21 protein-coding genes are annotated in these 20,184 nt (G+C 63.2%); 12 read left to right on the forward strand and 9 right to left on the reverse strand.

Annotation, left to right across the window (positions count from 1 at the left end; genetic code table 11):
• Window positions 1-53 precede the first annotated feature (53 nt).
• A complete protein-coding gene (locus ACFQ6H_RS03430; protein WP_378643894.1) occupies window positions 54-1,592 on the forward strand; it encodes a PucR family transcriptional regulator in 1,539 nt (512 codons plus the stop codon).
• Here ACFQ6H_RS03430 and ACFQ6H_RS03435 read toward each other — a convergent pair.
• From ACFQ6H_RS03435 to ACFQ6H_RS03445, 3 genes are all read right to left on the reverse strand, one after another.
• Window positions 1,568-3,004 (reverse strand): aldehyde dehydrogenase family protein, encoded by a 1,437-nt coding sequence (locus tag ACFQ6H_RS03435; protein WP_378643896.1) that lies wholly within the window; start codon window positions 3,002-3,004, stop codon window positions 1,568-1,570. The two genes, ACFQ6H_RS03430 and ACFQ6H_RS03435, sit on opposite strands and share 25 nt — an antisense overlap.
• Window positions 3,001-4,374, reverse strand: a complete 1,374-nt coding sequence (gabT, locus tag ACFQ6H_RS03440) for a 4-aminobutyrate--2-oxoglutarate transaminase (RefSeq protein WP_378643899.1) — start codon at window positions 4,372-4,374, stop codon at window positions 3,001-3,003. The genes ACFQ6H_RS03435 and gabT overlap by 4 nt, the downstream gene beginning before the upstream one ends.
• A 106-nt stretch (window positions 4,375-4,480) precedes the next feature.
• Window positions 4,481-5,287, reverse strand: coding sequence for an alpha/beta fold hydrolase (locus tag ACFQ6H_RS03445; RefSeq protein WP_378643902.1), 807 nt, complete (start codon window positions 5,285-5,287; stop codon window positions 4,481-4,483).
• 75 nt (window positions 5,288-5,362) lie between these two features.
• Between ACFQ6H_RS03445 and ACFQ6H_RS03450 the strand changes: the two genes are divergently transcribed.
• Window positions 5,363-6,124 carry a DUF2127 domain-containing protein gene (locus tag ACFQ6H_RS03450; RefSeq protein WP_378447495.1) on the forward strand — a complete coding sequence of 254 codons (762 nt, stop codon included), beginning with the start codon at window positions 5,363-5,365 and terminating at the stop codon, window positions 6,122-6,124.
• Here the strand turns inward: ACFQ6H_RS03450 and ACFQ6H_RS03455 are convergent.
• A complete protein-coding gene (locus tag ACFQ6H_RS03455; protein WP_378643905.1) occupies window positions 6,108-7,247 on the reverse strand; it encodes a cation:proton antiporter in 1,140 nt (379 codons plus the stop codon). The two genes, ACFQ6H_RS03450 and ACFQ6H_RS03455, sit on opposite strands and share 17 nt — an antisense overlap.
• Window positions 7,248-7,254: 7 nt before the next feature.
• Window positions 7,255-7,713 (reverse strand): hypothetical protein, encoded by a 459-nt coding sequence (locus ACFQ6H_RS03460; RefSeq protein ID WP_378628085.1) that lies wholly within the window; start codon window positions 7,711-7,713, stop codon window positions 7,255-7,257.
• Window positions 7,714-7,862: 149 nt separating this feature from the next.
• On the opposite strand from ACFQ6H_RS03460, the gene ACFQ6H_RS03465 reads away from it, so the two are divergent.
• Entirely contained in the window at window positions 7,863-8,309 is a 447-nt protein-coding gene (locus tag ACFQ6H_RS03465) for a cupredoxin domain-containing protein (RefSeq protein ID WP_378643907.1), read from the forward strand.
• A gap of 82 nt (window positions 8,310-8,391) precedes the next feature.
• Window positions 8,392-10,182: a CocE/NonD family hydrolase gene (locus ACFQ6H_RS03470; protein ID WP_378643910.1), complete on the forward strand. Its 1,791-nt coding sequence runs from the start codon at window positions 8,392-8,394 to the stop codon at window positions 10,180-10,182.
• 48 nt (window positions 10,183-10,230) lie between these two features.
• Here ACFQ6H_RS03470 and paaI read toward each other — a convergent pair whose 3' ends face one another.
• The 4 genes from paaI to ACFQ6H_RS03490 form a co-directional block, all read right to left on the reverse strand.
• Window positions 10,231-10,599 (reverse strand): hydroxyphenylacetyl-CoA thioesterase PaaI, encoded by a 369-nt coding sequence (gene paaI, locus ACFQ6H_RS03475; RefSeq protein ID WP_378532713.1) that lies wholly within the window; start codon window positions 10,597-10,599, stop codon window positions 10,231-10,233.
• 66 nt (window positions 10,600-10,665) lie between these two features.
• Window positions 10,666-10,977, reverse strand: a complete 312-nt coding sequence (locus ACFQ6H_RS03480) for an EthD family reductase (protein WP_378530753.1) — start codon at window positions 10,975-10,977, stop codon at window positions 10,666-10,668.
• Window positions 10,978-10,983: 6 nt separating this feature from the next.
• Window positions 10,984-13,026 carry a phenylacetic acid degradation bifunctional protein PaaZ gene (gene paaZ, locus ACFQ6H_RS03485; RefSeq protein ID WP_378643913.1) on the reverse strand — a complete coding sequence of 681 codons (2,043 nt, stop codon included), beginning with the start codon at window positions 13,024-13,026 and terminating at the stop codon, window positions 10,984-10,986.
• A gap of 88 nt (window positions 13,027-13,114) precedes the next feature.
• Window positions 13,115-13,726 carry a TetR/AcrR family transcriptional regulator gene (locus ACFQ6H_RS03490; protein WP_007730612.1) on the reverse strand — a complete coding sequence of 204 codons (612 nt, stop codon included), beginning with the start codon at window positions 13,724-13,726 and terminating at the stop codon, window positions 13,115-13,117.
• 107 nt (window positions 13,727-13,833) lie between these two features.
• Between ACFQ6H_RS03490 and ACFQ6H_RS03495 the strand changes: the two genes are divergently transcribed.
• The 8 genes from ACFQ6H_RS03495 to paaE all read left to right on the forward strand — a co-directional run bounded on the left by ACFQ6H_RS03495 (window position 13,834) and on the right by paaE (window position 20,143).
• Entirely contained in the window at window positions 13,834-14,562 is a 729-nt protein-coding gene (locus ACFQ6H_RS03495) for an enoyl-CoA hydratase/isomerase family protein (protein ID WP_378643915.1), read from the forward strand.
• Window positions 14,559-15,416, forward strand: a complete 858-nt coding sequence (locus ACFQ6H_RS03500) for a 3-hydroxyacyl-CoA dehydrogenase family protein (protein ID WP_378643917.1) — start codon at window positions 14,559-14,561, stop codon at window positions 15,414-15,416. Before ACFQ6H_RS03495 ends, ACFQ6H_RS03500 begins: the two co-directional genes overlap by 4 nt.
• 27 nt (window positions 15,417-15,443) lie before the next feature.
• The gene (locus tag ACFQ6H_RS03505) at window positions 15,444-16,229 is read left to right on the forward strand and encodes an enoyl-CoA hydratase-related protein (RefSeq protein ID WP_378643919.1); all 786 of its coding nucleotides are present in this window, start codon (window positions 15,444-15,446) and stop codon (window positions 16,227-16,229) included.
• A gap of 91 nt (window positions 16,230-16,320) precedes the next feature.
• Window positions 16,321-17,289, forward strand: a complete 969-nt coding sequence (gene paaA, locus ACFQ6H_RS03510) for a 1,2-phenylacetyl-CoA epoxidase subunit PaaA (RefSeq protein ID WP_378530763.1) — start codon at window positions 16,321-16,323, stop codon at window positions 17,287-17,289.
• The gene (paaB, locus tag ACFQ6H_RS03515; protein WP_214880577.1) at window positions 17,286-17,588 is read left to right on the forward strand and encodes a 1,2-phenylacetyl-CoA epoxidase subunit PaaB; all 303 of its coding nucleotides are present in this window, start codon (window positions 17,286-17,288) and stop codon (window positions 17,586-17,588) included. Before paaA ends, paaB begins: the two co-directional genes overlap by 4 nt.
• Window positions 17,589-17,617: 29 nt before the next feature.
• Window positions 17,618-18,535 (forward strand): 1,2-phenylacetyl-CoA epoxidase subunit PaaC, encoded by a 918-nt coding sequence (gene paaC / locus ACFQ6H_RS03520; RefSeq protein ID WP_378643923.1) that lies wholly within the window; start codon window positions 17,618-17,620, stop codon window positions 18,533-18,535.
• A gap of 65 nt (window positions 18,536-18,600) precedes the next feature.
• Window positions 18,601-19,059: a 1,2-phenylacetyl-CoA epoxidase subunit PaaD gene (gene paaD, locus ACFQ6H_RS03525; protein ID WP_378532715.1), complete on the forward strand. Its 459-nt coding sequence runs from the start codon at window positions 18,601-18,603 to the stop codon at window positions 19,057-19,059.
• Between the two features lie 4 nt (window positions 19,060-19,063).
• Entirely contained in the window at window positions 19,064-20,143 is a 1,080-nt protein-coding gene (gene paaE, locus ACFQ6H_RS03530; RefSeq protein ID WP_378643926.1) for a 1,2-phenylacetyl-CoA epoxidase subunit PaaE, read from the forward strand.
• The last annotated feature ends 41 nt before the right edge of the window (window positions 20,144-20,184 follow it).

The following is a 20,184-nucleotide window of genomic DNA, read 5'->3' on the forward strand; positions in this document are numbered from 1 at the left end:
ACTGTCAGTTCTGTCCACTGCCTTTCGGTCCACTGTCTTCGGAGGTTGCGGTAATGCCGATGACGGTCCGGCGGCTGGCAGCCACCCCCTCGCTCGGCCTCACGATCGTTGCAGGTCACGACGACGTAGATCTATCGATCAGTTGGGCGCACGCAATCGAATTGCAGGATCCGACCCAGTGGCTCGCTGGTGGAGAGCTTGTCATGACGACGGGGCTGCACCTTCCGCGTTCGGCGACAAAGCAATACGAGTACGTCGAGCGCATTGCGCAGACCGGTGCGGTGGCACTGGCGTTCGACACCGGCACCGTGCACGAGAGGGTGCCGGACGCGATCATCAGGGCCGGCGACGAACTGGGTTTTGCCGTGCTTTCCGTCGCCAAGGAGACGCCGTTCATCGCCATCTCGCGGGCGGTGATCGACGAACTGACCGCCGACCAGATACGAACGGTGCAGGCGGTGGTCGACGCGCAGGAGAAGTTGGCGCGTGCCCTGCTCGACGGGGTGCCGGCTCTGATCACTGCCCTGGGTCGAGCGGTACATGCAGCAGTGTGTGTTCTCGATCGGGACGGCGCGGTGCTGGCTCTGACGGAAGGTGCGAGTTCGTCTCTGCCCGAACGTATCAGGGAGCGATCAGGTAAGGAGCGCAGCCGGATCGTGGTGGACGACGACGGCCACCTGGCCATTCACCGCCTTGCTGTGAGCGGCACGCTGGCCGTGGCGTCCGAGGCCGCCTTGGATCAGTCCGAGCGATTGTTGGTGGGCCACACGGTGTCGCTGTTGACCATCGAGCTTGCCAAGCCGTTGCGGGTTGTCGATGCCGAACAGCGGCTGAGGTTGGCAGTTACGACGATGGTGCGCCAGGCCGGCGGTGACGTCGACGAAAGTCTGTTGCGGTACTTCGGATTCGAATCCGAAACCACGGTGGTGGCAACTGCCTTGACCGATGTCGGACCTTTGCTTGCGGCCACCGACATCACTTCAGCGGCCCTGGAAGAAGAGTCGGTGCCGTACCTGTTGGCCCCGCTGAATGACGGAACCGGTGTGTGGTTCGTCGTGAAAAGTGAAGTTGCGGAGAAGGTCACACGCAGTGTGTATGCGAGAGTACGGGAGAATTCACGCCGGAGTATCAACGGTGGAATCGGTGGCGTCCGGCCGATGAGCGGTGTTGCGGCCAGTCTGCGCGAGGCCGTCTCTGCTGCCAAAGTGGGGCAGGTCGAAGGACACACGCTCGTTCCGTTCTCAGAACTCGGGACTTTCAGTCTCTTGTTGAGTGTGCAGTCGAGCGAAGTTCTGCAGTCGATCGCGGCCGGAGGTCTCGGTGTGCTGGAAGGCTACGACGCCGAGAACGGTTCCCGTCTGGTGGACTCGATCGAAGCGTTCCTGCACCACAATGGTCAATGGGAATCCGCTGCAGCGCAATTGGGTGTTCACCGGCACACACTGCGTAACCGCATGGACAAGGTTGCCGAGTTGATCGGCCGAGATCTCGATTCCGCCCACACGCGGTCTGAGTTGTGGATTGCACTCAAAGCTCGTGAACTGCTGCAGGCGGAATCGAATTCAGATCACGCTCGGCCGCCCCTGAGATAGACGGTGGTGGTGTGAGTGAAGAACTCTCGCGCTGCGTCGCCTTGTTCCTTGGGCCCGTATCCACTCCTCTTCGCGCCGCCGAAGGGCACGTGGGGATCAGCGCCCGCCGATTCCGAATTGACGTGCAGGATCCCCACGTCCAGGTCGTCGATACCGGCAAGCGCAGTGGTCAGGTCTTGCGTGAACAACGCTGCGGACAAACCGAATTCGCCCTCGTTCGCCAGGCGGAATGCGTCCGCAGTTGTTGCTGCCTGCTGCACCGCCAGAACCGGGCCGAAGAGTTCCTCGAACCACAGTTCGGTGCTCGCCGGTAGTTCCAGCACAGTCGGCTGGACGTAGTAGCCCGACTGCGGCGCTTCGGCGGTGGCCACAACTCTGGCGCCGCCGCCGATGGCTCGATTGATCCCCTCGCTGATCGACTGCTGCGCGTATGCGCTGATCACGGGACCTGTCGTGACGTCGGGATCGAGTGGATCTCCGACTCTCAGTTCCTTGACTTCGACGGTCAGCCTCGCCAGGAATTCCTCGGCGATGGATTCATGGAGCACCAGACGTGAAGTGGCCGTGCATTTCTGGCCGGTTGACCGGAATGCGCCCAGCATGACCTGCTCGACCGCAAGCTCCAGATCTGCGTCGGCAAGTACGACTGCTGCGTTCTTTCCACCCATTTCCGCCTGTACCGGAACTCCGCGCGCCGCAGCAGATCCAGCGATCTTTCGGCCGACGCCGGTGGAACCGGTGAAGGTGACGGCGTCGAGGTCCGGGTGATCGACCAGCGCTTCACCGGCTGCGCTGTCGCCGAGGATCATGTTCAGGACTCCGTCGGGTAGGCCGGCTTCGGTCATTGCCTGCGCGAGACGGAAGGCCAGAAGGGGCACCGCGGCAGCGGGTTTCCAGACGACGGTGTTTCCGTACGCCAAGGCAGGCGCAATCTTCCATGCCGGGATCGCGATCGGGAAGTTGAACGGCGTGACGACGCCCACCACGCCGAGAGGTTTGCGAGTGACGAGAATCTGCTCGCTGCTACGTGGGGAGGAGTACACCGTTCCGCTCTCGCGGTCGGCGGCGTTGCCGTAGTAACGCAGAATCTGCGCTGCCCGGCGCACTTCTCCGATACCCTCGGCCAGCGTTTTCCCTTCTTCGCGGGTGAGTTCTTCGCCCCAGTCCTCGGCGTTGGATTCGATGATTTCCGCTGCGCGAGTGAGGTATGCGCCGCGTGCGGACATCGGCAGGCGAGCCCAGTCGTTCGCGGCGATGCGGGCGACGCGAACGCCGGTCGCCATTTCGGAGGCACCAGCGCGGCCGCCGGTGGCGACAACCTCGTCGGGACGCGCCGGGTTGGTGTCCGTCAGTGTGCCTTCGCTGCCCGTGACCCAAGCTCCGCCGATCAAGCTGCGCACGGTGACGCTCATCGGACTGCGGCCACAGCGTCGCGAAGGATACCGAGTCCTTCGGTCAGCAACTCGTCGGAGATGCTCAGCGGCGGGAGGAATCGGACGACGTTTCCGTAGGTGCCGGCGGTGAGGAGAAGGAGACCGTGCGTGTGGGCGTAGCTGACGATCTGGACGACGGCCTCGCGATTCGGAGTCTTGTCCTCGTCGTGGACGAGTTCAATTGCAACCATGGCGCCGCGTCCACGAATATCGCCGATTATGTTTGTGTCCGAGGCGATTTCGGACAGCCCTGTGGTCAGAATGTCACCGATGTTCTTGGCGCGGTCGAGGAGCCCTTCCGTCTCGATCGTCTCGAAAACTGCCAGGGCGGCCTCGCAGGCAACAGGATTGCCGCTGTAGGTACCGCCGATACCACCGGGATGCGCGGCGTCCATGACGTCGGCTCGGCCGGTCACGGCGGCGAGTGGCATTCCGCCGGCGAGACCTTTTGCGGTTGTGATGATGTCGGGGACGAAGTCCTCACTCTCGCTGGCGAACCAGTCTCCGGTTCGTGCGATACCGGTCTGGACCTCGTCCGCGACGACGAGAATGCCGCGCTCACGGCAGAATTCCGAGATGCGCTTCAGGAATCCCGGAGCGGGAACGATGAAACCGCCCTCACCCTGAATCGGTTCCACGACCACAGCGGCTACCGATTCGGCACCGATCTGAGTGTCGATCGCAAGACGGAACTGGGCGAATGCTTCGTCGGCCGCATTTTCGGGGCCGCTCGGCCAACGGTAGGGGTAGGCCATCGGAACCCGGTAGACCTCTGGCGCGAACGGGCCGAATGTGGCCTTGTACGGCTGGTTCTTGGCTGTCATCGTCATCGTCATCAACGTGCGACCGTGGAATGCATGGTCGAAGACGACAACTGCCGGGCGACCGGTGGCGGCACGTGCGTATTTCACGGCGTTCTCGAGCGCCTCGCTGCCGGTGTTGAACAGCGCTGTTCGCTTCTCGTGATCTCCTGGGGTCAGGCGGTTGAGCGCTTCGCAGACCTCGACATACCCCTCGTAGGGGTTTGCGAGGAAACACGTATGGGTGAACTGACCGAGCTGGCGCGTGGTGCGTTCGACCACGCGCGGCGCGCTGTTTCCGACGGTGGTCACGGCGATGCCGCTGCCGAAGTCGATGAACGAGTTGTCGTCGACGTCGACGACAACTCCTCCGCCCGCTGCAGCAACGTAAATGCTGGATCCGCTGGTCAGTCCGGCCGGCAGTGCGGCGCTCCGGCGCTCGGCCAAAGCGCGCGAGTTGGGGCCAGGCACTTCGGTGACGAGGCGTCGTATCTGGGGAAGGGTCGGTCCACCGATGCACGTTTCCGTGCCGTGCTCGAGAATGGTCATCGCAGTGCCTCCAGTCGTTTTCCGAACTGTAGGGCGGCGATAAACAATCCGGACATGGCCGGATTGTCGAGTGGCTTCTATCTCATAGGACGCCGCGTCCAGCAGGTTACTGGGCGAAACTGCCGAGGAATCGTTGCAACAGTGGGTTGTACACCTCAGGGGCTTCCCAGAACGCTGCATGACCAACACCGGGAATCACGTGATACGTGCCCTCCCAGAGATTCGCGAAGGTCAACGACGCGACATACGACGTGTTCACGAACGGGTCCCTGGCGCCGTCGATCACCGCAAGTGGCACAGACGCCGTTGCAACCAGAGCCTTCTGATCCGATTCGCGGCCAGCTCCGAACGCGTCGAACATGATCTTGCGAGCGCGACCGTCCGTGCGTATCGCGGCGTCGAGGGCCGCCTGTTCGAAGGGAACTGCGGTCATCCGAGCGTAGAGTTCGGCTTCCCGTTCGGTGATGACCTCGGTGCCGCCGATGGACAATCCGTCGCCGGCATTGAAGGCGTCGCCGAGCGTCTCGGGATTGGCCGGCGGCGTACCGGTGATGACGATTCCAGCGAGCCCGGGGAACTTCGCGATCAACTCGAGGGCGATGTGTCCGCCCAGCGACCAACCGACAACCACAGCCCGTTCGACGGCGAGTTCGGTCAGAACATCGACGATGGCGTCGGCGTAGCCGTTCTGCGTGTACGCGGCTTCGGGGTCGCTCGCGTCCTCGGAATCACCGTGACCGAGTAGGTCCAGCGTGATCATGCGGTAGCCGGCGGCCCAGTCGGCGTCGACCTGGTTGCGGAAGATGGAGCGACTGGCCGAGTTTCCGTGGATGAAGACAACCGGGTAACCGTCGGTGGCACTGTCGTCGACGGCCATGACGCCATGCCGGGTTTCGATCTTGGTGGTAGTCATCGGAATCCTCGTCGTTCGAAGTGCACGGTCAGCGGGTATCCACGCTACCGGGCACATGCGGCATAGAGTTCACCCGTGGACTTCGCATTGCGCTCGTGCAGTTGGCACGGTCACGAGACCTACGCTCCGGACGAACCGGAACTGCGGGATCGACTACATGTGGATACTGCGGTGGGTCAGGCGTGGCGGTGCCTACGTTGCGGCAACTTCGTCCCGGGAGCGCCCCGGGCATCCGGACCGGCTGACGCCGCCCCCGAGGTTCCGCGGGGTCGCCTGCTTCGCGACAGGTTGATCATGCGACTTCTCGCCACCGAGAGAATGTTCCGCGCCCTGGGTTTGGTTCTTCTGGCGATCGGTGTTTTCAAACTCAGATCGTCGAAGGGCCGCGTCGAGGACGCCTTCGAGAACGAATTACCGTTGATCAGGCCACTCGCCCGTCAGCTGGGTTGGAACATTGACGATTCCAAACTGGTCCATCACATCGAGCAGGCGTTTTCGTTGTCGGCGACGACGCTCACCTGGATCGCAGTCGGGCTGTTGGTCTACGCCGGCCTTCAAGTGATCGAGGCAGTCGGCCTGTGGATGGTCAAACGCTGGGGCGAATACTTCGCGGTGGTGGCGACCAGCTTGTTCCTGCCCCTCGAAATCTACGAATTGACCGAGAAGATCACGTGGTTGAGGGCCGGGTTGCTACTGGTGAACATCGCTGCCGTCGTGTGGCTGATCTGGAGCAAGCGACTCTTCGGTGTCCGCGGCGGCGGCGCGGCGTATCACGCCGAACATTCGGAGGAGAGTTTGCTGACGGTGGAGCGGGCCGCGGTCAAGCAGGCTTCGTGAGACCAGCTTTCGACGCGGCGGCACCCGCCAGCGTCGCAGCACCGATCGTGATCATGGCGGCGAGGAGGATGGCAGCGGGTTCACCCTCGCCCATCACCCCCAGCTGGGTGCCCACCGTTACGGCGGCAACGGGTACCCCCAGTTGTGCGGCGGACAGCACTCCCAAGGGGAGAGGTAGGCCGAGGATTCGTATCACTGCGTGAACTACGAGAGTTGCGCCGCCCAAGGCCAATCCGAGCCAGATGGCGGACGGATGGGTCACGAGGTCGCGCAGATTGATCGCCGCTCCCAGCCAGACGAAGAAGAGGGGAGCGAAGAAGCCGTCGGTGATCGCGAAGAGCTGTTTGGCGAGCCGGCGGGGTTCACCGATCGCGGCAAGAACGAGCCCGAAGGCGAAGCCCGCGAGCATGATCGACACGTGGGTGCTTGACGCCAGCGCCGCCAGGGAGAAGAGGATCACGAGATTGATCCGGAGTTCGAGTGCAAACTTTCGTTTCTCGGAGAACTTGTGGAGCTTTCGCCAATGGCCGGAACGATGGAAAGCTCGCAGTACGAAGAACAAGGCAACCGCACACGCCGCCACAGCCAGTGCGCCGAGGCCCGCGCGAGGGGCATTGTCGGGATCGATTACCAACGGCAGCGCGACAATGCAGACGGTGTCCGCGATTGCGACTTGGGCCGTCATCTGCAGGACCGACGTTCCTCCGAGCGCCAGCGAATCGACGATGGGGAGAATCAACGCTGCGGACGACGACGCGATCAGGACCGCGTACAGCGCGGCGTGACCGGTGCCGAATACCGTCGCCGCACCGTAGCCGGCAACAACCGACAGGAGCCCGACGACGACCGAGCGAGCGGCACCCTTGCCTATTGCCGCCCGAACTGCCGGATCGCGGACCGGGACGTGCGAGCCGGCCACCATCATCGTGAGCGCGAACCCGATATCGGCCAGGAACGTGAAAGTCCGGTCGGAGGAGTCGAGCAGCCCGAAACCGGTGACACCGAAGATGACACCGGCGGCGAGTTCGCCGACCACCACGGGGACATGCCAGCTGACGCGGGCGCCGAGCAGCGGGCCGAGGATGCCGGCCAGGGCGACGAGGGCAAGGATGCCGAAGGTCATCGACGACCTACGAGTTAACTGTCGAGGGTGCGATCTTCGCGGGGATGGCGGTGTTCTCGTCCACGTGGTAACTCGCACAGACACGGTGGTAGCCGTCGGCGATCTGCGCCGGTACTCCGGCGCGGAAGTCTCCCTGCACCAGCAGGATCGGCGACAGCGCGATCCCCTTGCGGATCTTCAACAGGTCGGCAGCGACGTGCGGGTTGTCGACCGGGAGCAGGGGTAGCCCGGCAGCCCGCAGGATGTCTTTGGCCTTCTTCGAGACCAGCGTCGCCGTCTTGAGGGCGTACACGAGAGCTTGGACCTGGACCGGTGTGGCGCCCAACTGGAGGTAATCGCGGGCCGCGGGGTAGTCGTGCTCGTCCGGTAGGTCCTTCCAGAGGACTGCGGGCGCCTTCGCCACGGGCGCTTTTGAAGCTACCGCCGCCTTCGTCTTGGCTGCCTTCGACGTTTTGATCTTGGCCATCTGTGCTGTGTCCTTCAGTTTCGGTCCGCGAGTGGAGGTGGTGCAGAAATCGTGCACTATCAGCGTCGCAGGCACCACATCGGAGCTGTTTGGCCCTCTAGGCGGCGGGTAATCAGCAGACTGCGGGGGAACGAGCAGGAGGCGAAGCAATGAAGCGGATTCTCGCGGTGCTCGCAGCGCTGATCCTGGCGGTGTTCGCACTGACCGCGTGCAGTGACAACGGTGATTCGTCGGGCAACGATTCGGCAGATCACAATGGCATGGCGATGACCAGCATGACGATGACGAGCAAGCCGACCAGCATGTCGATGCCGAGCATGCCCCTGGGTATGTCGACGCCGGGAGCGTCGTCGATGGGAATCGTGATCAGCGGCTTCGAGTACTCGACGCCGGAGTCGGTGATGCCTGGACAGGTACTGACCATTCAGAACAACGACACCGCCGAGCACTCGGTTACTTCCGATACCGCGGGACTGTTCAACGAGGACATCGAAGCTGGCGAGACAGAAACCATCACGGTGCCGAACGAGCCCGGGACGTACACGTTCCACTGCACCTACCATCCGAGTATGCATGGCACCTTGACGGTCAAGTAGAGGTCCACCCCGCCCGACGTAGCGCTCGCTGGGAAAAGATAGGCGCCACGCGCCCGATTCGACTGGCGGAGAACAGGTCCGGGTGTACGGTTTTCAGGTGCGCCGGAGAATAGCGATCAGTGTCGTCACGCTCGTGGTTTGCGCCCTCGGCTTTTCGCCGCCGGCGCTCGCGGATTCACCGAACGGCTCGTATTCGTCACAGCTACTGTACTTCTCGGTCGATGTCGGGCCTGAACTCTCGACGCCGTGCACCGTCGTCGGTGAACTTTTTGTTCCCGACGGCGTCGACGCGGACAATCCGGCTCCCGCGATCCTGACCACCAACGGGTTCGGCGGTTCGTACAAGGATCAGATTCCCGCTCTGCAGAACTTCGCCGAGAACGGGTATGTCGGACTGACGTATTCGGGGTTGGGCTTCGGCGGCTCGAGTTGCAAGATCACACTCGACTCTCCCGCATACGACGGCGTCGCCGCTTCGCAGTTGGTCAGTTTCCTCGGCGGCAAAGAGGGGATTGCGTACACGGACCAGGCTCTGACACAGCCCTATCCGGCGCTCAATGCGGTGGTGCAGGACTCCGTCGACCACAACGGTGCACCGTCGACGAACGACCCGCGGGTCGGCATGACAGGTGGCTCTTACGGCGGTGGCATTCAATTCGCCGCCGCGAGTGTGGATCCCCGTATCGACACGATCATCCCCATGATCACCTGGAACGACCTCTCCTATTCCTTGGCGCCCAACAGCACCGGCATCATCTCCGGTGTGTCGACTGCTGAACCGGGAGCCGCGAAAGTGCTCTTTGCGTCACTGCTCTTCGGTGCCGGCATTGCAAACCCTGGTGTGGACGGTTACATCGCCGACCCCGCACGACTTCCCGGCTGCCCGAACTACGTGCCGTACATGTGCAACGCGATCGCCGAGGCAGTGGTGACTGGTGACATCGGACCCCAAGTAGTAAGTGAGCTCCGAGCGTCGTCGGTATCGTCGTTTGTCGACCGGATCAATATCCCGGTACTGCTTGCACAGGGACAACAAGACACCCTGTTCGATCTGAACGAGGCAACCGCGACCTACGGCGCATTGAAAGCCCGTGGCGTGGACGCCAAGATGATCTGGCATTCGTGGGGACACAGTCACTTGGCTGCTGCGCCGGGCGAATTCAGCTTCTCCGCACCCGACGAAGACGCCCAGTACGAAACCGGTCGCTTCATGGACTGGTTCGATCACTACCTCAAGGACGAGAACACGGAGACCGGACCGGAATTCGCATACTTCCGTAACTGGATCGACTACGAGGGGAACGCGGCGCCGGCCTACGCGACGTCCGACACCGTCGACGTCGGGACCGCCCGCTCCTTCCATCTGTCCGCTGACGGGGGGCTGCTGCCGGACGGCGCGCCGGCGGTACCTGGTTCGAAGACGATTGTCACTGCACCGGGTGGGCTCCCGACAGGCGTCGAGCCGCTCAATATCAATCCGGCCGGAAACATTCCGAGTGCACAGATTCCGGGAACCGAGGCGCTCTGGACCACTGCGCCGATGGCCGAGGCGATGGACGTGGTGGGAGCCCCCACTGTGACGCTGCGTGTTGCGGCGCCCGGACAGCCGGTGGTGTTCGCGAAGCTCTACGACGTGGCACCGGACGGGACGTCGTCGCTGATCAACGGGCTCATCGCACCTGTTCGCATCAGTGATCCGTCGCAGCCCGTACCGGTGACGATGCCGGCGATAGTGCACAGATTCGAGCCGGGGCATTCCGTTCGCCTGGCAATCACGGGTGGCGACATCAGTTTCCGTGGAGGACTGCAGGGCATGCCGGTGACGATCTTCGCCGACGGGTCCGGCCCCCTCGAACTTCCCGTCGTGGGCTGATACACCGTGGGCTGATACACCGTGGGCTGATACACCGTGGGCTGAATTTCAGCGGGTGATGGTGCGACTGTCGCCGCGGAACTCGGCCACGACGGTGTCGCCATTGCGAACGGTCACGTCGTAGATCCCACTTCGGCCCCCTCGTGCCTTCTCGGTGGCGACCGCGGTCAAGGTGTCGCCCAGGCGTGTTGGACGGAGAAATCGGATGTCCGCGCGCGCTGCAACGGCTGAATCCTCGTAGCCGTTGCAGGCGAGCGCAAACGCGGTGTCCGCGAGCAGGAAAACATAACCGCCATGTGTGATTCCGTGACCGTTCACCATGGTCTCGCCCACCGTGACGGTCACGGTTGCGCTACCTGGCGCCAGTTCGAAAATCTCGATACCGAGCGCCCGAGACGCCTGGTCCGCGTCGAACATCTCTCTGGCGGTGATGCTTCCTGTGCTCACGAGACAACTCCTGTGGGATCGGAGAACTGCAGGGGTCTAGAGGACCGAGACAACTTCCTGGACGTACATGTCGACCGTGCCGGTGGCAAAGTTTGCGACATCTCTTCCAGCGGCGCCCATCTCCGGGGACTTCAGGCCGCTCTGCATCGTCTCGAGATCGGGAAACACGAGGTTGGCGACGGCGTAGAAAACGGGGTCGGAGCCATCGAGTGTCGAGCACTTGCTGAAGGTGAAGTCCGACAACCCTGGAACCGCGCGGGCGAGCGGAATGTGGATGTCGTTGTAGTACTTGTCGAAAGCCTCCGGATCGGTGGGGCGTCCGTAACACACTGCTACGCGATAGGTCATGTGCTTTCAATTCCCTTCGGGGAGAGTCTTGGCTACCAGCGTCAGGACGTCGTACGTTGCGACTGGATCGCTGTCCTGGTTCGTCACGACGGCATCCCAACGAACTTCACCGTAGTCGGCGCTGCTGCGGGGTGTGATGGTCTTGGCTGTGAGGGTGACGGTCAGGCTGTCTTCGGCTTTGACCGGGGTCAGGAACCTGAGGTTGTCCACGCCGAAGTTCGCGAGAACCGGGCCGGGAGCGGGGTCGACGAACAGGCCGGCAGCGAGCGAGACAACCAGGTATCCGTGCGCGACGATGCCACCGAAAAGTGGATTCGCGGCGGCGGCAACCGGATCGGTGTGCGCGTAGAAGGTGTCACCGGTGAACTCTGCAAAATGATCGATGTCCGCGAGCGTGACCTGGCGCGGACCGCCGACAATCGTGTCGCCGATCTTCAACTCGGCAAGACTCTTTCGGAAAGGATGCTCGGATCCGACGGTGCGCTGTGAACCGGTGAACCAGCGCTCGCCGACCGCGGTGAGTACGTCGGGCGTGCCTTGAACTGCGGTGCGCTGCATGTGGTGTAGAACTCCGCGGATGCCACCCAACTCCTCACCTCCACCGGCGCGGCCGGGCCCGCCGTGTACGAGCACCGGGAGGGGAGAGCCGTGACCGGTTGATTCCTTGGCGTCGTCGCGGTTCAGGACGAGAACTCGGCCGTGAAAAGCTGCCAGGCCCAGTACCAGTCGACGTGCGACGTCCGTGTCGGCAGTTACCACCGAGGCGACGAGGCTGCCCTCACCGCGGGCTGCGAGCTCGATCGCATGATCGATGCCGTTGTAACCGATGACGGTGCTGACAGGCCCGAATGCCTCCACTTCGTGCACCTCGAGGGCATTGTCCTCGGCACGCAGGAGGATCGGTGAAAGGAAGGCTCCGGACCGGGCGTCGGCACCGACCACGTCGAGGTTCTCCGGGTCTCCGAACACGATGGACGCCGACTTCGTCAGGCCGCGAATCGATTTCAGGACTTCGTCGCGCTGTTCGATGCTGGCGAGCGCACCCATCGTGACACCGTCGGTATCGGGGTGCCCGACGACCACTTTGCTCAGTCGCTCGGATACGGCATCGACGACGGCGTCGACCAGGGAGTCCGGGACCAGTGCGCGCCTGATCGCTGTGCACTTCTGGCCCGCCTTGACCGTCATCTCGGTGACAAGTTGTTTGACGTACAAATCGAATTCGGGAGTTCCGGGTACGGCGTCCTCACCGAGGATCGACGCGTTGAGTGAATCGGCCTCGGCATTGAAGTGGACACCCTTGCCGACGACGTTCGGGTGAGCGCGCAGTGTTGCTGCGGTATCGGCGGATCCGGTGAAGGCAACCGAATCCTGCCCACCGAGGTGATCGAGGAGTCCGCGTGCGCTACCGGAGAGCAGTTGGACGGAACCCTCGGGGAGCAAGCCTGATTCGATGATGCGCCGGAAGACGAGTTCGGTGAGATACGCCGTGGAACTGGCAGGCTTGACGATGGACGGCACACCCGCGATGAATGCCGGCGCCAGCTTCTCCAGGAATCCCCACACGGGGAAATTGAAGGCGTTGATCTGCACGGCGACACCGCGACGTGATGTGTAGATGTGTTGCCCGAGGAAAGTTCCGCCCTTGCCCAGAGTTTCGACGTTGCCGTCCAGAAACACTGTGCTGTCGGGCAATTCGCGCCTAGCCTTGCTCGCGTAGCTCAGCAATGTTCCGAACCCGCCGTCGATGTCCACCCCGGAGTCTCGCGTCGTCGCCCCGGTGGCGGTGGAGAGTGCGTAGAACTCGGCCTTCCCTGCCATCAACGTGAGAGCCAGAGCCTTGAGTGCGCCGGCTCGTTCGTGGAAGGTCATCGCTGACAGTGCAGGCCCGCCGACGTCGCGTGCGTACGCAACCATCTCGGCGAGGTCGACGCCGGTGGCGGAGATCCGGGCCACCTCGGATCCGTCCACTGCGCTCGGCAACGGGGTACCTGCGTCCGGAGCGGCGTACCACTGACCGGCTACATAGCTTTCCAACAGTCTGCTCACGACAACTCCATCTCACCGTACGTTCGGTCGGTAATTACGATCGCCCGGTAACGCCGCGTTGTCAAGGATTCGGCAGAACTGCCTGGAGTCAGGCCTTGCGAAGTCCGTCGAAAGTGACAGCGACGACCGCGTCGGCGATGTCGGAGACGGACTCACCCGCTCGGGGTTTGTACCACTCGATCAGTGAGTTGACGGTGCCGAACATCAGCTTGCTGGCGAGGGCGGGTTCGATGTCCGGACGCAGGTCGCCCTCCGCTGCGGCGGACGCGACGAGACCTCCGACGAAGTTGTCGAATTCGCGTCGACGAGCGAGTGCGGCGCGCTCGACCGTCGTGTTACCGCGGACGCGTAGGAGCAGGGTGACGTACGGAAGCTCTGCTACCAGCACCTCTACGCTGCGCCGGACCAGGTATTCGAGCCGGTCGATGTAGGGGCCGGTGGTGGCACCCTCTTCGGTCGTGACCGCAAACAGTGCGTTGAGCGCACGGGAAAGGGCGAGTTCGAGAAGTTCTGACTTTCCAGACACGTGGTGGTAGATCGAGGACTTCGTGATGCCGAGTTTCTTGGCGAGCACTTCCATGCTGGCGCCGTCGTAGCCCTTGTCGTTGAACACCTTCACGGCCACGGCGAGGAGTGAATCGAGGTCGTAGCCGGGACGTCCAGGGAGGCCGGTGCGTCGAGTGGGGCGTGCCGTAGTCATGTCCCCATCTTCTCAGTTCGGGCAAAGCTGTGCACCATCCTCGTTCCCACCCTTGCCAAACTACCGAATGTTCGGTTACTAATGTAGAAGAGTGAGAAGGAGTGAATGTGAACACCCTGCACGTGGACGAGCGCGAGGATCGCGTCGTGGTCACCCTCGACAGGCCCGCGCAACGCAATGCAATCAACGCGGAAATGATCGACGAACTGCATCAGGTTTGTGGACGCCTCGAACGGGATCCGAAGCTGCTCCTGCTTGCCGGGCGCGGGGACCACTTCGCGGGCGGCGCTGACATCGCGGAGCTCCGCGAGCGCGGACGAGAGGAAGCGTTCGCGGGTATCAACCGCACGCTGTTCGACCGCATCGGAAAGCTCCCGCTTCCCACCGTGGCCGCCGTGAGCGGCTTCGCGCTCGGCGGTGGGGCAGAGTTGACCTACGCCTGCGACATTCGCATCGCGACGACGACGGCGGTCTTCGGTAATCCCGAGCCCAATCTCGGGATAATGGCGGCCGCCGGCGCCAGCTATCGGCTGCCGAAGCTCGTCGGCGTCTCGATCGCGAAGCAGGTGCTCCTCGGTGCCAGTAACCTCGACGCCGAGCAGGCGCTGCGAGCGGGGCTTGTTGTCGAGGTGACCGAACCGAAGTGTCATGTCGACGCTGCACATAAGCTGCTCGACCGCATTTCCCGACTGTCCCCGCTGGCACTGCGATTGACCAAGATCATCGTCGATGCGCCGGGATCGCATCCGTTTGCCGACGACATCGCCCAGGCCGTCCTGTTCGAGAGTTCGGACAAGCGCGATCGCATGACGGCCTTTCTGGAGAAGAAATCATGACTGAAGCAGTTGCACCGAAGGCCGTCGGCGTCATCGGCGGTGGACGCATGGGTGCGGGTATCGCCCAGGTGTTCGCCGCGCTCGGCGGGGTGGTCACCATCGCGGAGAGTGGAGACGCCGAGGCCGCTTTGCAGCGTGTGTCCACCGGCCTCGATCGAGCCCAGGAGCGAGGGAAGCTCGACGGCCAGGACTCTGCGACGGTGCTGGCGCGCGTCAACGTCGTGGACGCAGTGACCTCCTTGCCGCCGTCGCTCGACGTGATCGTCGAGGCGGTCCCGGAAATCGCGGCGCTCAAGGTCGAGGTTCTCGCCGCTGCCGAAACCGTTGCCGGAGAACACACCGTGATCGCCAGCAACACCAGTTCCATGTCGATCGCCGAACTCGGCGCAGCACTGACGGACTCGGGACGATTCATCGGTATGCACTTCTTCAACCCCGTCCCGGCGTCGCTGTTGGTCGAGATCGTTCGGGCACCTCACACCCGCCCCGAGGTGGTCGACTCGGTAAGAGCATGGGTGTCGATGCTCGGCAAAGCCGAGGTGCTCGTCAACGACTCACCTGGCTTTGCGACCAGCCGGCTTGGTGTCGGCCTTGGGCTCGAAGCCATTCGGATGCTCGAAGAAGGTGTGGCGGACGCGGAATCCATCGACCGCGCAATGGAATTGGGGTACCGGCATCCGATGGGTCCGCTGCGTTCGACAGATCTGGTCGGGTTGGACGTGCGCCTGGCAATCGCCGAGCATCTTGCGAGCACGCTCGGTGATCGATTTGCACCCCCCGCACTGTTGCGAGAGAAGGTCGCGCGCGGCGAGTTGGGGCGCAAGAGTGGACAGGGTTTTCACACGTGGAACTGAACCGAACCGCCTGCGAAGGGAACATCGATGACTGACGTGATCCGCACGGAGATCGAGCAAGGTCTGGCGACAATCACTCTCGACCGGCCGAAGGCCGCCAATGCCGTCAACGGCGAGATGAAGGCTCAACTACTCGAAGCGCTGCTGCAGGTCCACGCGGACGCGGACGTGCGAGCCTTGTTGATTCTCGCCGAAGGTAAGAACTTCTGCGTCGGCCAGGATCTCGGCGAGCATGCGGCAGCTCTGAACGCTGATCCCGCGCACGCGATGGACACCGTCGAGGCGCACTACAACCCGATGGTCACTGCGCTGTCGACGCTCTCTGTCCCGGTGGTGGTGGGCGTCGGCGGCGCCTGCGTCGGGGCGGGGTTGGGAATTGCTTTGGCCGGAGACATCCGGGTGGTCGGGGCTCATGCGAGCTTTGCGACGGCATTCACCGGCATCGGTTTGGCGAGTGACTCCGGGCTCAGTCATGCGCTCGTGCACGCGCTCGGACCGAGCCGTGCCAGTGGCCTGATGTTGCTCGGCGACAAGTTCGACGCGCAGAGTGCGTTGGAGTGGGGATTGGTCCATCGGGTGGTGGCCGACGAGGACGTTGCCGCCGAGGCTCGCTCGGTTGCCCGTCGACTTGCCGACGGACCCACCGCCGCCTTCGCGCACGTGAAATCACTGATCAGGGCTGGCGCTCCCGGGCTTCCCCAGGCGCTGGAGGCCGAGGCGAGTGCGCAGGTGGAGTTGGGTACCACGGCAGATCATCAAGGCGCCGTCGCCGCGTTCCTGTCGAAGCAGAAGCCGGTTTTCGAGGGCCGCTGATTCGCTTGCGCCGAAAGATTCTCTTGTGCGCTGGGACACCTCGGTGCATACTAGTTACCAACCGATCATTCGGTAATAAAAGGTAGGTACGATGACCAACGTGGAAGCTCCACAAGACCTGCAGAACTTGTTCGACGAGACGATCGCGGCAGACCAGCGCATCGAGCCTCGCGACTGGATGCCGGACGGCTACCGCAAGACGCTGATCCGTCAGGTTGCTCAGCACGCGCACTCCGAGATCATCGGGATGCAGCCCGAAGGAAACTGGCTCACCCGGGCGCCGTCGCTGCGACGCAAGGCGATCCTGATGGCGAAGGTGCAGGACGAAGCCGGGCACGGTTTGTATCTCTACTCCGCGGCCGAGACGCTCGGTGCCGATCGCGGCGATCTGACCACCAAACTGATCGAGGGAAAGCAGAAGTACTCCTCGATCTTCAACTATCCGACACTTACCTACGCCGACGTGGGAGTGATCGGCTGGCTGGTCGACGGAGCCGCCATCTGCAATCAGGTTCCGCTGTGCCGCAGCTCCTTCGGGCCGTATGCACGCGCGATGATCCGTGTGTGCAAGGAGGAATCGTTCCATCAGCGGCAAGGCTTCGAGTTGTTGGCGACGATGATGCGAGGCACGGACGCCCAACGCGCGATGGTGCAGGAAGCCGTCGACCGATGGTGGTGGCCCGCCCTGATGATGTTCGGGCCCCCGGACGACGAGTCGCCGAACACCGAACAGTCGATGAAGTGGCGCATCAAGCGACACACGAACGACGAACTGCGACAGCGATTTGTCGACATGTCGATACCGCAGGCCGAGGTACTCGGTGTGAGCTTCCCCGATCCCGATCTGCGCTGGAACCCCGAACGTGGTGCACACGATTTCGGTGAGCCGGACTGGAATGAATTCATGGACGTGGTCCGCGGTAACGGTGCGGCCAGCGTCGAGCGGATCGCCAATCGGAAAGCGGCACACGACAACGGGGCCTGGGTCCGTGACGCCGCCTACGCCTTTGCACAGCGCGAGAGAGTCGCGCACGATCTCACGACTGGGGAAACATCATGAGCGAAAACGATCAGGTACGGGGCGAATGGCCTTTGTACGAGGTGTTTCTGCGGGGAAAGCGCGGACTGAACCACGTACATGTCGGGTCACTGCGTGCGGCGGACGATCAGATGGCCCTACGCCACGCGCGCGACGTCTACACCAGACGTAACGAAGGCGTGAGCATCTGGGTCGTGCCTTCCGCGAACATCGTGGCTTCGAGTCCGGCGGAGAAGGATCCGTTCTTCGCACCGAGCGGGGACAAGGTCTACCGGCACCCGACCTTCTACGACATCCCGGACTCCGTTCCCCACATGTGAGACACCACTTCGACTTCGAGGACCAACAGATGAACGATCACGACAGTGCCTACGACGGCCTGGTCGACGGCGACGGCCACGGTCAGTGGGCGTTCGGAACCAGCTTCGACGACCCCCTCGCCGGAGTCGACACCACGGTGCCGGATGACGTCGATCTCGGTGCTCTGGCGCGCTACTGCCTCATGCTCGGCGACGACGCGCTCGTCAGTTCGCAGCGCCTCGCCGAATGGTCGACGCGGGCACCGGAACTCGAAGAAGAGGTAGCTCTCGCCAACGTCGGCTTGGATCTGATCGGACAGGCCAGGCTGCTGCTGGCTCGCGCAGCAGCAGCCGATTCCACTGTGGTTCCGTTCATCTCGGACACGTCGCCCGTGCCGGCTGAAGATGCGCTTGCGTTCTTTCGTGATCAGTTCGGCTTCCGAAACGTGAGACTGGTGGAGCTCGCCAATGGCGACTTCGCGCACACGGTCGTTCGGCTCCTCGTGTTCTCGACCTGGCGGCTGGCGCTGTTCGATCGGCTCCGCACGTCGCGGGACCCGGTCCTCGCGGCCGTGGCGAACAAGGGCGTCAAAGAACTGACCTACCACCGCGACTACGCGGCAAGATGGGTCGTCACGTTGGGCGCCGGCACAGCAGAATCCAAGCGTCGGACCGCCGCAGCCCTGCTCGAGATCCTCCCTTTCGTGGACGAGCTCTTTGTTCCCACACCGGACGAACTCGTCTTGGCCGAGGTTGGTGTCGGAGTGGATCCGCGCACTGTTCGGCCGGAGTTCGACGCCGTACTTGCCCAGGTCCTGCACGCTGCCGAAATGGAAGAGCCCCCTGCACGTTTCTCCGGTTTCGTCGGCGGCCGCGGCGGGCGTGCCGGACTGCACACCGGGGCGCTGGGGCTGCTTCTCGCCGAAATGCAGAGCGTTGCTCGGGAGCATCCGGAAGGGGTGTGGTGACCGTGACTGCCACTACCGTCTCATCCGCTACTGTCTCTTCCGCGCAGGAGATCGTCGCCTCGGTGATGGATCCGGAGATGCCACTGTTGACCTTGGCCGATCTCGGCGTCATCCGATCGGTCGACGTCGACGCGAACTTCGTCTGTGTGACAATCACTCCCACCTATTCCGGGTGCCCCGCCATGGCAACGATGCGAGACGACATCGAGCACAAACTGACCGACGCGGGGTACGGCAGCGTCCAGATCAAGACTCAACTGTCGCCGCCCTGGAGTTCGGATTGGATCAGCGAAGAGGGACTGGCGAAACTGCGGACGGCCGGGTACTCGGTGCCGGGGGCCGCGCCGCGTCGCACCTCCGGCCCGATCGCCTTGACCTTGACGGCCAAGCCGCGCGACATCCTGTGCCCCCAGTGCGGTTCGGCAAACACCAGACTGAGTTCGGAATTCGGTGCGACCCTGTGCAAAGCGCTCTATCGCTGCCTCGACTGCCTCGAGCCGTTCGATCACGTGAAGGAGATCTGAACAGATGAGTACCGCAACGACGAACCGGAACAAACCCTTTCACCCGTTGACAGTGGCAGATGTCGAATCACTGTGCGACGACGCAGTTGCCGTCACCTTCGACGTACCCGCCGACATCGCCGATCAGTTCGACTTCGGCGCCGGGCAGTCAGTGACACTGCGGCGGATGATCGACGGCGTCGAGCACCGTCGTTCGTACTCGATCTGTGCACCGGTAGGGGCGTCTCCCCGGGTGGGGGTCCGCGAAGTAGCGGACGGACTCTTCTCCACCTGGCTGGTGCACGACGTGAAGGCCGGGGATCAAATCGACGTGCAGGGCCCCTCGGGCAATTTTGTCGCCGATCCCGCATTGGGAGGACGACACGTTCTTATCGCAGCAGGTTCCGGCATCACGCCCATGCTGTCCATCGCGGCAACACTTTTGGCGAACCCCGAGGCCGATGTCACCCTGCTGTACGGAAACAGACGTACGCGCTCGGTGATGTTCGCCGAAGAGATCGCCGACCTGAAGGACCGGTACGGTGCGCGTCTGGACGTCATTCACGTTCTCTCGCGCGAGCCACGGGAGGTCGAGTTGTTCTCGGGCCGTCTCGACGCCGACCGGTTGCGTGAGATCTTCACCTCTCTGGTTCCCTGCGACCAGGTCGACGGCTTCTGGTTGTGTGGCCCGTTCGGGATGGTCAACGACGCCCAGGAAGTGCTGGCCGGCTTGGGAATTGCAAAGGACCGCATTCATCACGAGCTGTTCTATGTCGACGATGTCGCGCCGCCGGTCGCCGTGCATCGGGAGCCCGGAATAGCCGGGCCAGGCAGTGAAGTCACCATCACGCTCGACGGTCGATCGACCACCGCGACACTGCCGCGAGATCAGTCGATTCTCGATGCAGCGGAACAGTACCGATCGGATCTACCCTTCGCGTGCAAGGGCGGAGTCTGTGGCACCTGCCGTGCCAAGGTCACCTGCGGTGACGTCGAGATGCGAAGGAACTACGCACTCGAAGACTACGAAGTCGACGCGGGTTTCGTGCTGACCTGCCAGACCTTTCCTGTCGGTGAACAGATAACAGTCGATTTCGACGCCTGACCGCCCGCACAGCGCCCTCACTGAGCCCACCGGAGACAATC

The organism is Rhodococcus sp. NPDC056506, from assembly GCF_042794945.1.
GTDB lineage: Bacteria > Actinomycetota > Actinomycetes > Mycobacteriales > Mycobacteriaceae > Rhodococcus_F.

Coding starts and splice junctions, on each gene's coding strand:
- ACFQ6H_RS03430 (WP_378643894.1), top strand. CDS start 54: ATGCCGATGACGGTCCGGCGGCTGGCAGCCACCCCCTCGCTCGGCCTC.
- ACFQ6H_RS03435 (WP_378643896.1), bottom strand. CDS start 3,004: ATGAGCGTCACCGTGCGCAGCTTGATCGGCGGAGCTTGGGTCACGGGC.
- gabT (WP_378643899.1), bottom strand. CDS start 4,374: ATGACCATTCTCGAGCACGGCACGGAAACGTGCATCGGTGGACCGACC.
- ACFQ6H_RS03445 (WP_378643902.1), bottom strand. CDS start 5,287: ATGACTACCACCAAGATCGAAACCCGGCATGGCGTCATGGCCGTCGAC.
- ACFQ6H_RS03455 (WP_378643905.1), bottom strand. CDS start 7,247: ATGACCTTCGGCATCCTTGCCCTCGTCGCCCTGGCCGGCATCCTCGGC.
- ACFQ6H_RS03460 (WP_378628085.1), bottom strand. CDS start 7,713: ATGGCCAAGATCAAAACGTCGAAGGCAGCCAAGACGAAGGCGGCGGTA.
- ACFQ6H_RS03465 (WP_378643907.1), top strand. CDS start 7,863: ATGAAGCGGATTCTCGCGGTGCTCGCAGCGCTGATCCTGGCGGTGTTC.
- paaI (WP_378532713.1), bottom strand. CDS start 10,599: ATGTTCGACGCGGACCAGGCGTCTCGGGCGCTCGGTATCGAGATTTTC.
- ACFQ6H_RS03480 (WP_378530753.1), bottom strand. CDS start 10,977: ATGACCTATCGCGTAGCAGTGTGTTACGGACGCCCCACCGATCCGGAG.
- ACFQ6H_RS03490 (WP_007730612.1), bottom strand. CDS start 13,726: ATGACTACGGCACGCCCCACTCGACGCACCGGCCTCCCTGGACGTCCC.
- ACFQ6H_RS03500 (WP_378643917.1), top strand. CDS start 14,559: ATGACTGAAGCAGTTGCACCGAAGGCCGTCGGCGTCATCGGCGGTGGA.
- ACFQ6H_RS03505 (WP_378643919.1), top strand. CDS start 15,444: ATGACTGACGTGATCCGCACGGAGATCGAGCAAGGTCTGGCGACAATC.
- paaA (WP_378530763.1), top strand. CDS start 16,321: ATGACCAACGTGGAAGCTCCACAAGACCTGCAGAACTTGTTCGACGAG.
- paaB (WP_214880577.1), top strand. CDS start 17,286: ATGAGCGAAAACGATCAGGTACGGGGCGAATGGCCTTTGTACGAGGTG.
- paaC (WP_378643923.1), top strand. CDS start 17,618: ATGAACGATCACGACAGTGCCTACGACGGCCTGGTCGACGGCGACGGC.
- paaD (WP_378532715.1), top strand. CDS start 18,601: ATGGATCCGGAGATGCCACTGTTGACCTTGGCCGATCTCGGCGTCATC.
- paaE (WP_378643926.1), top strand. CDS start 19,064: ATGAGTACCGCAACGACGAACCGGAACAAACCCTTTCACCCGTTGACA.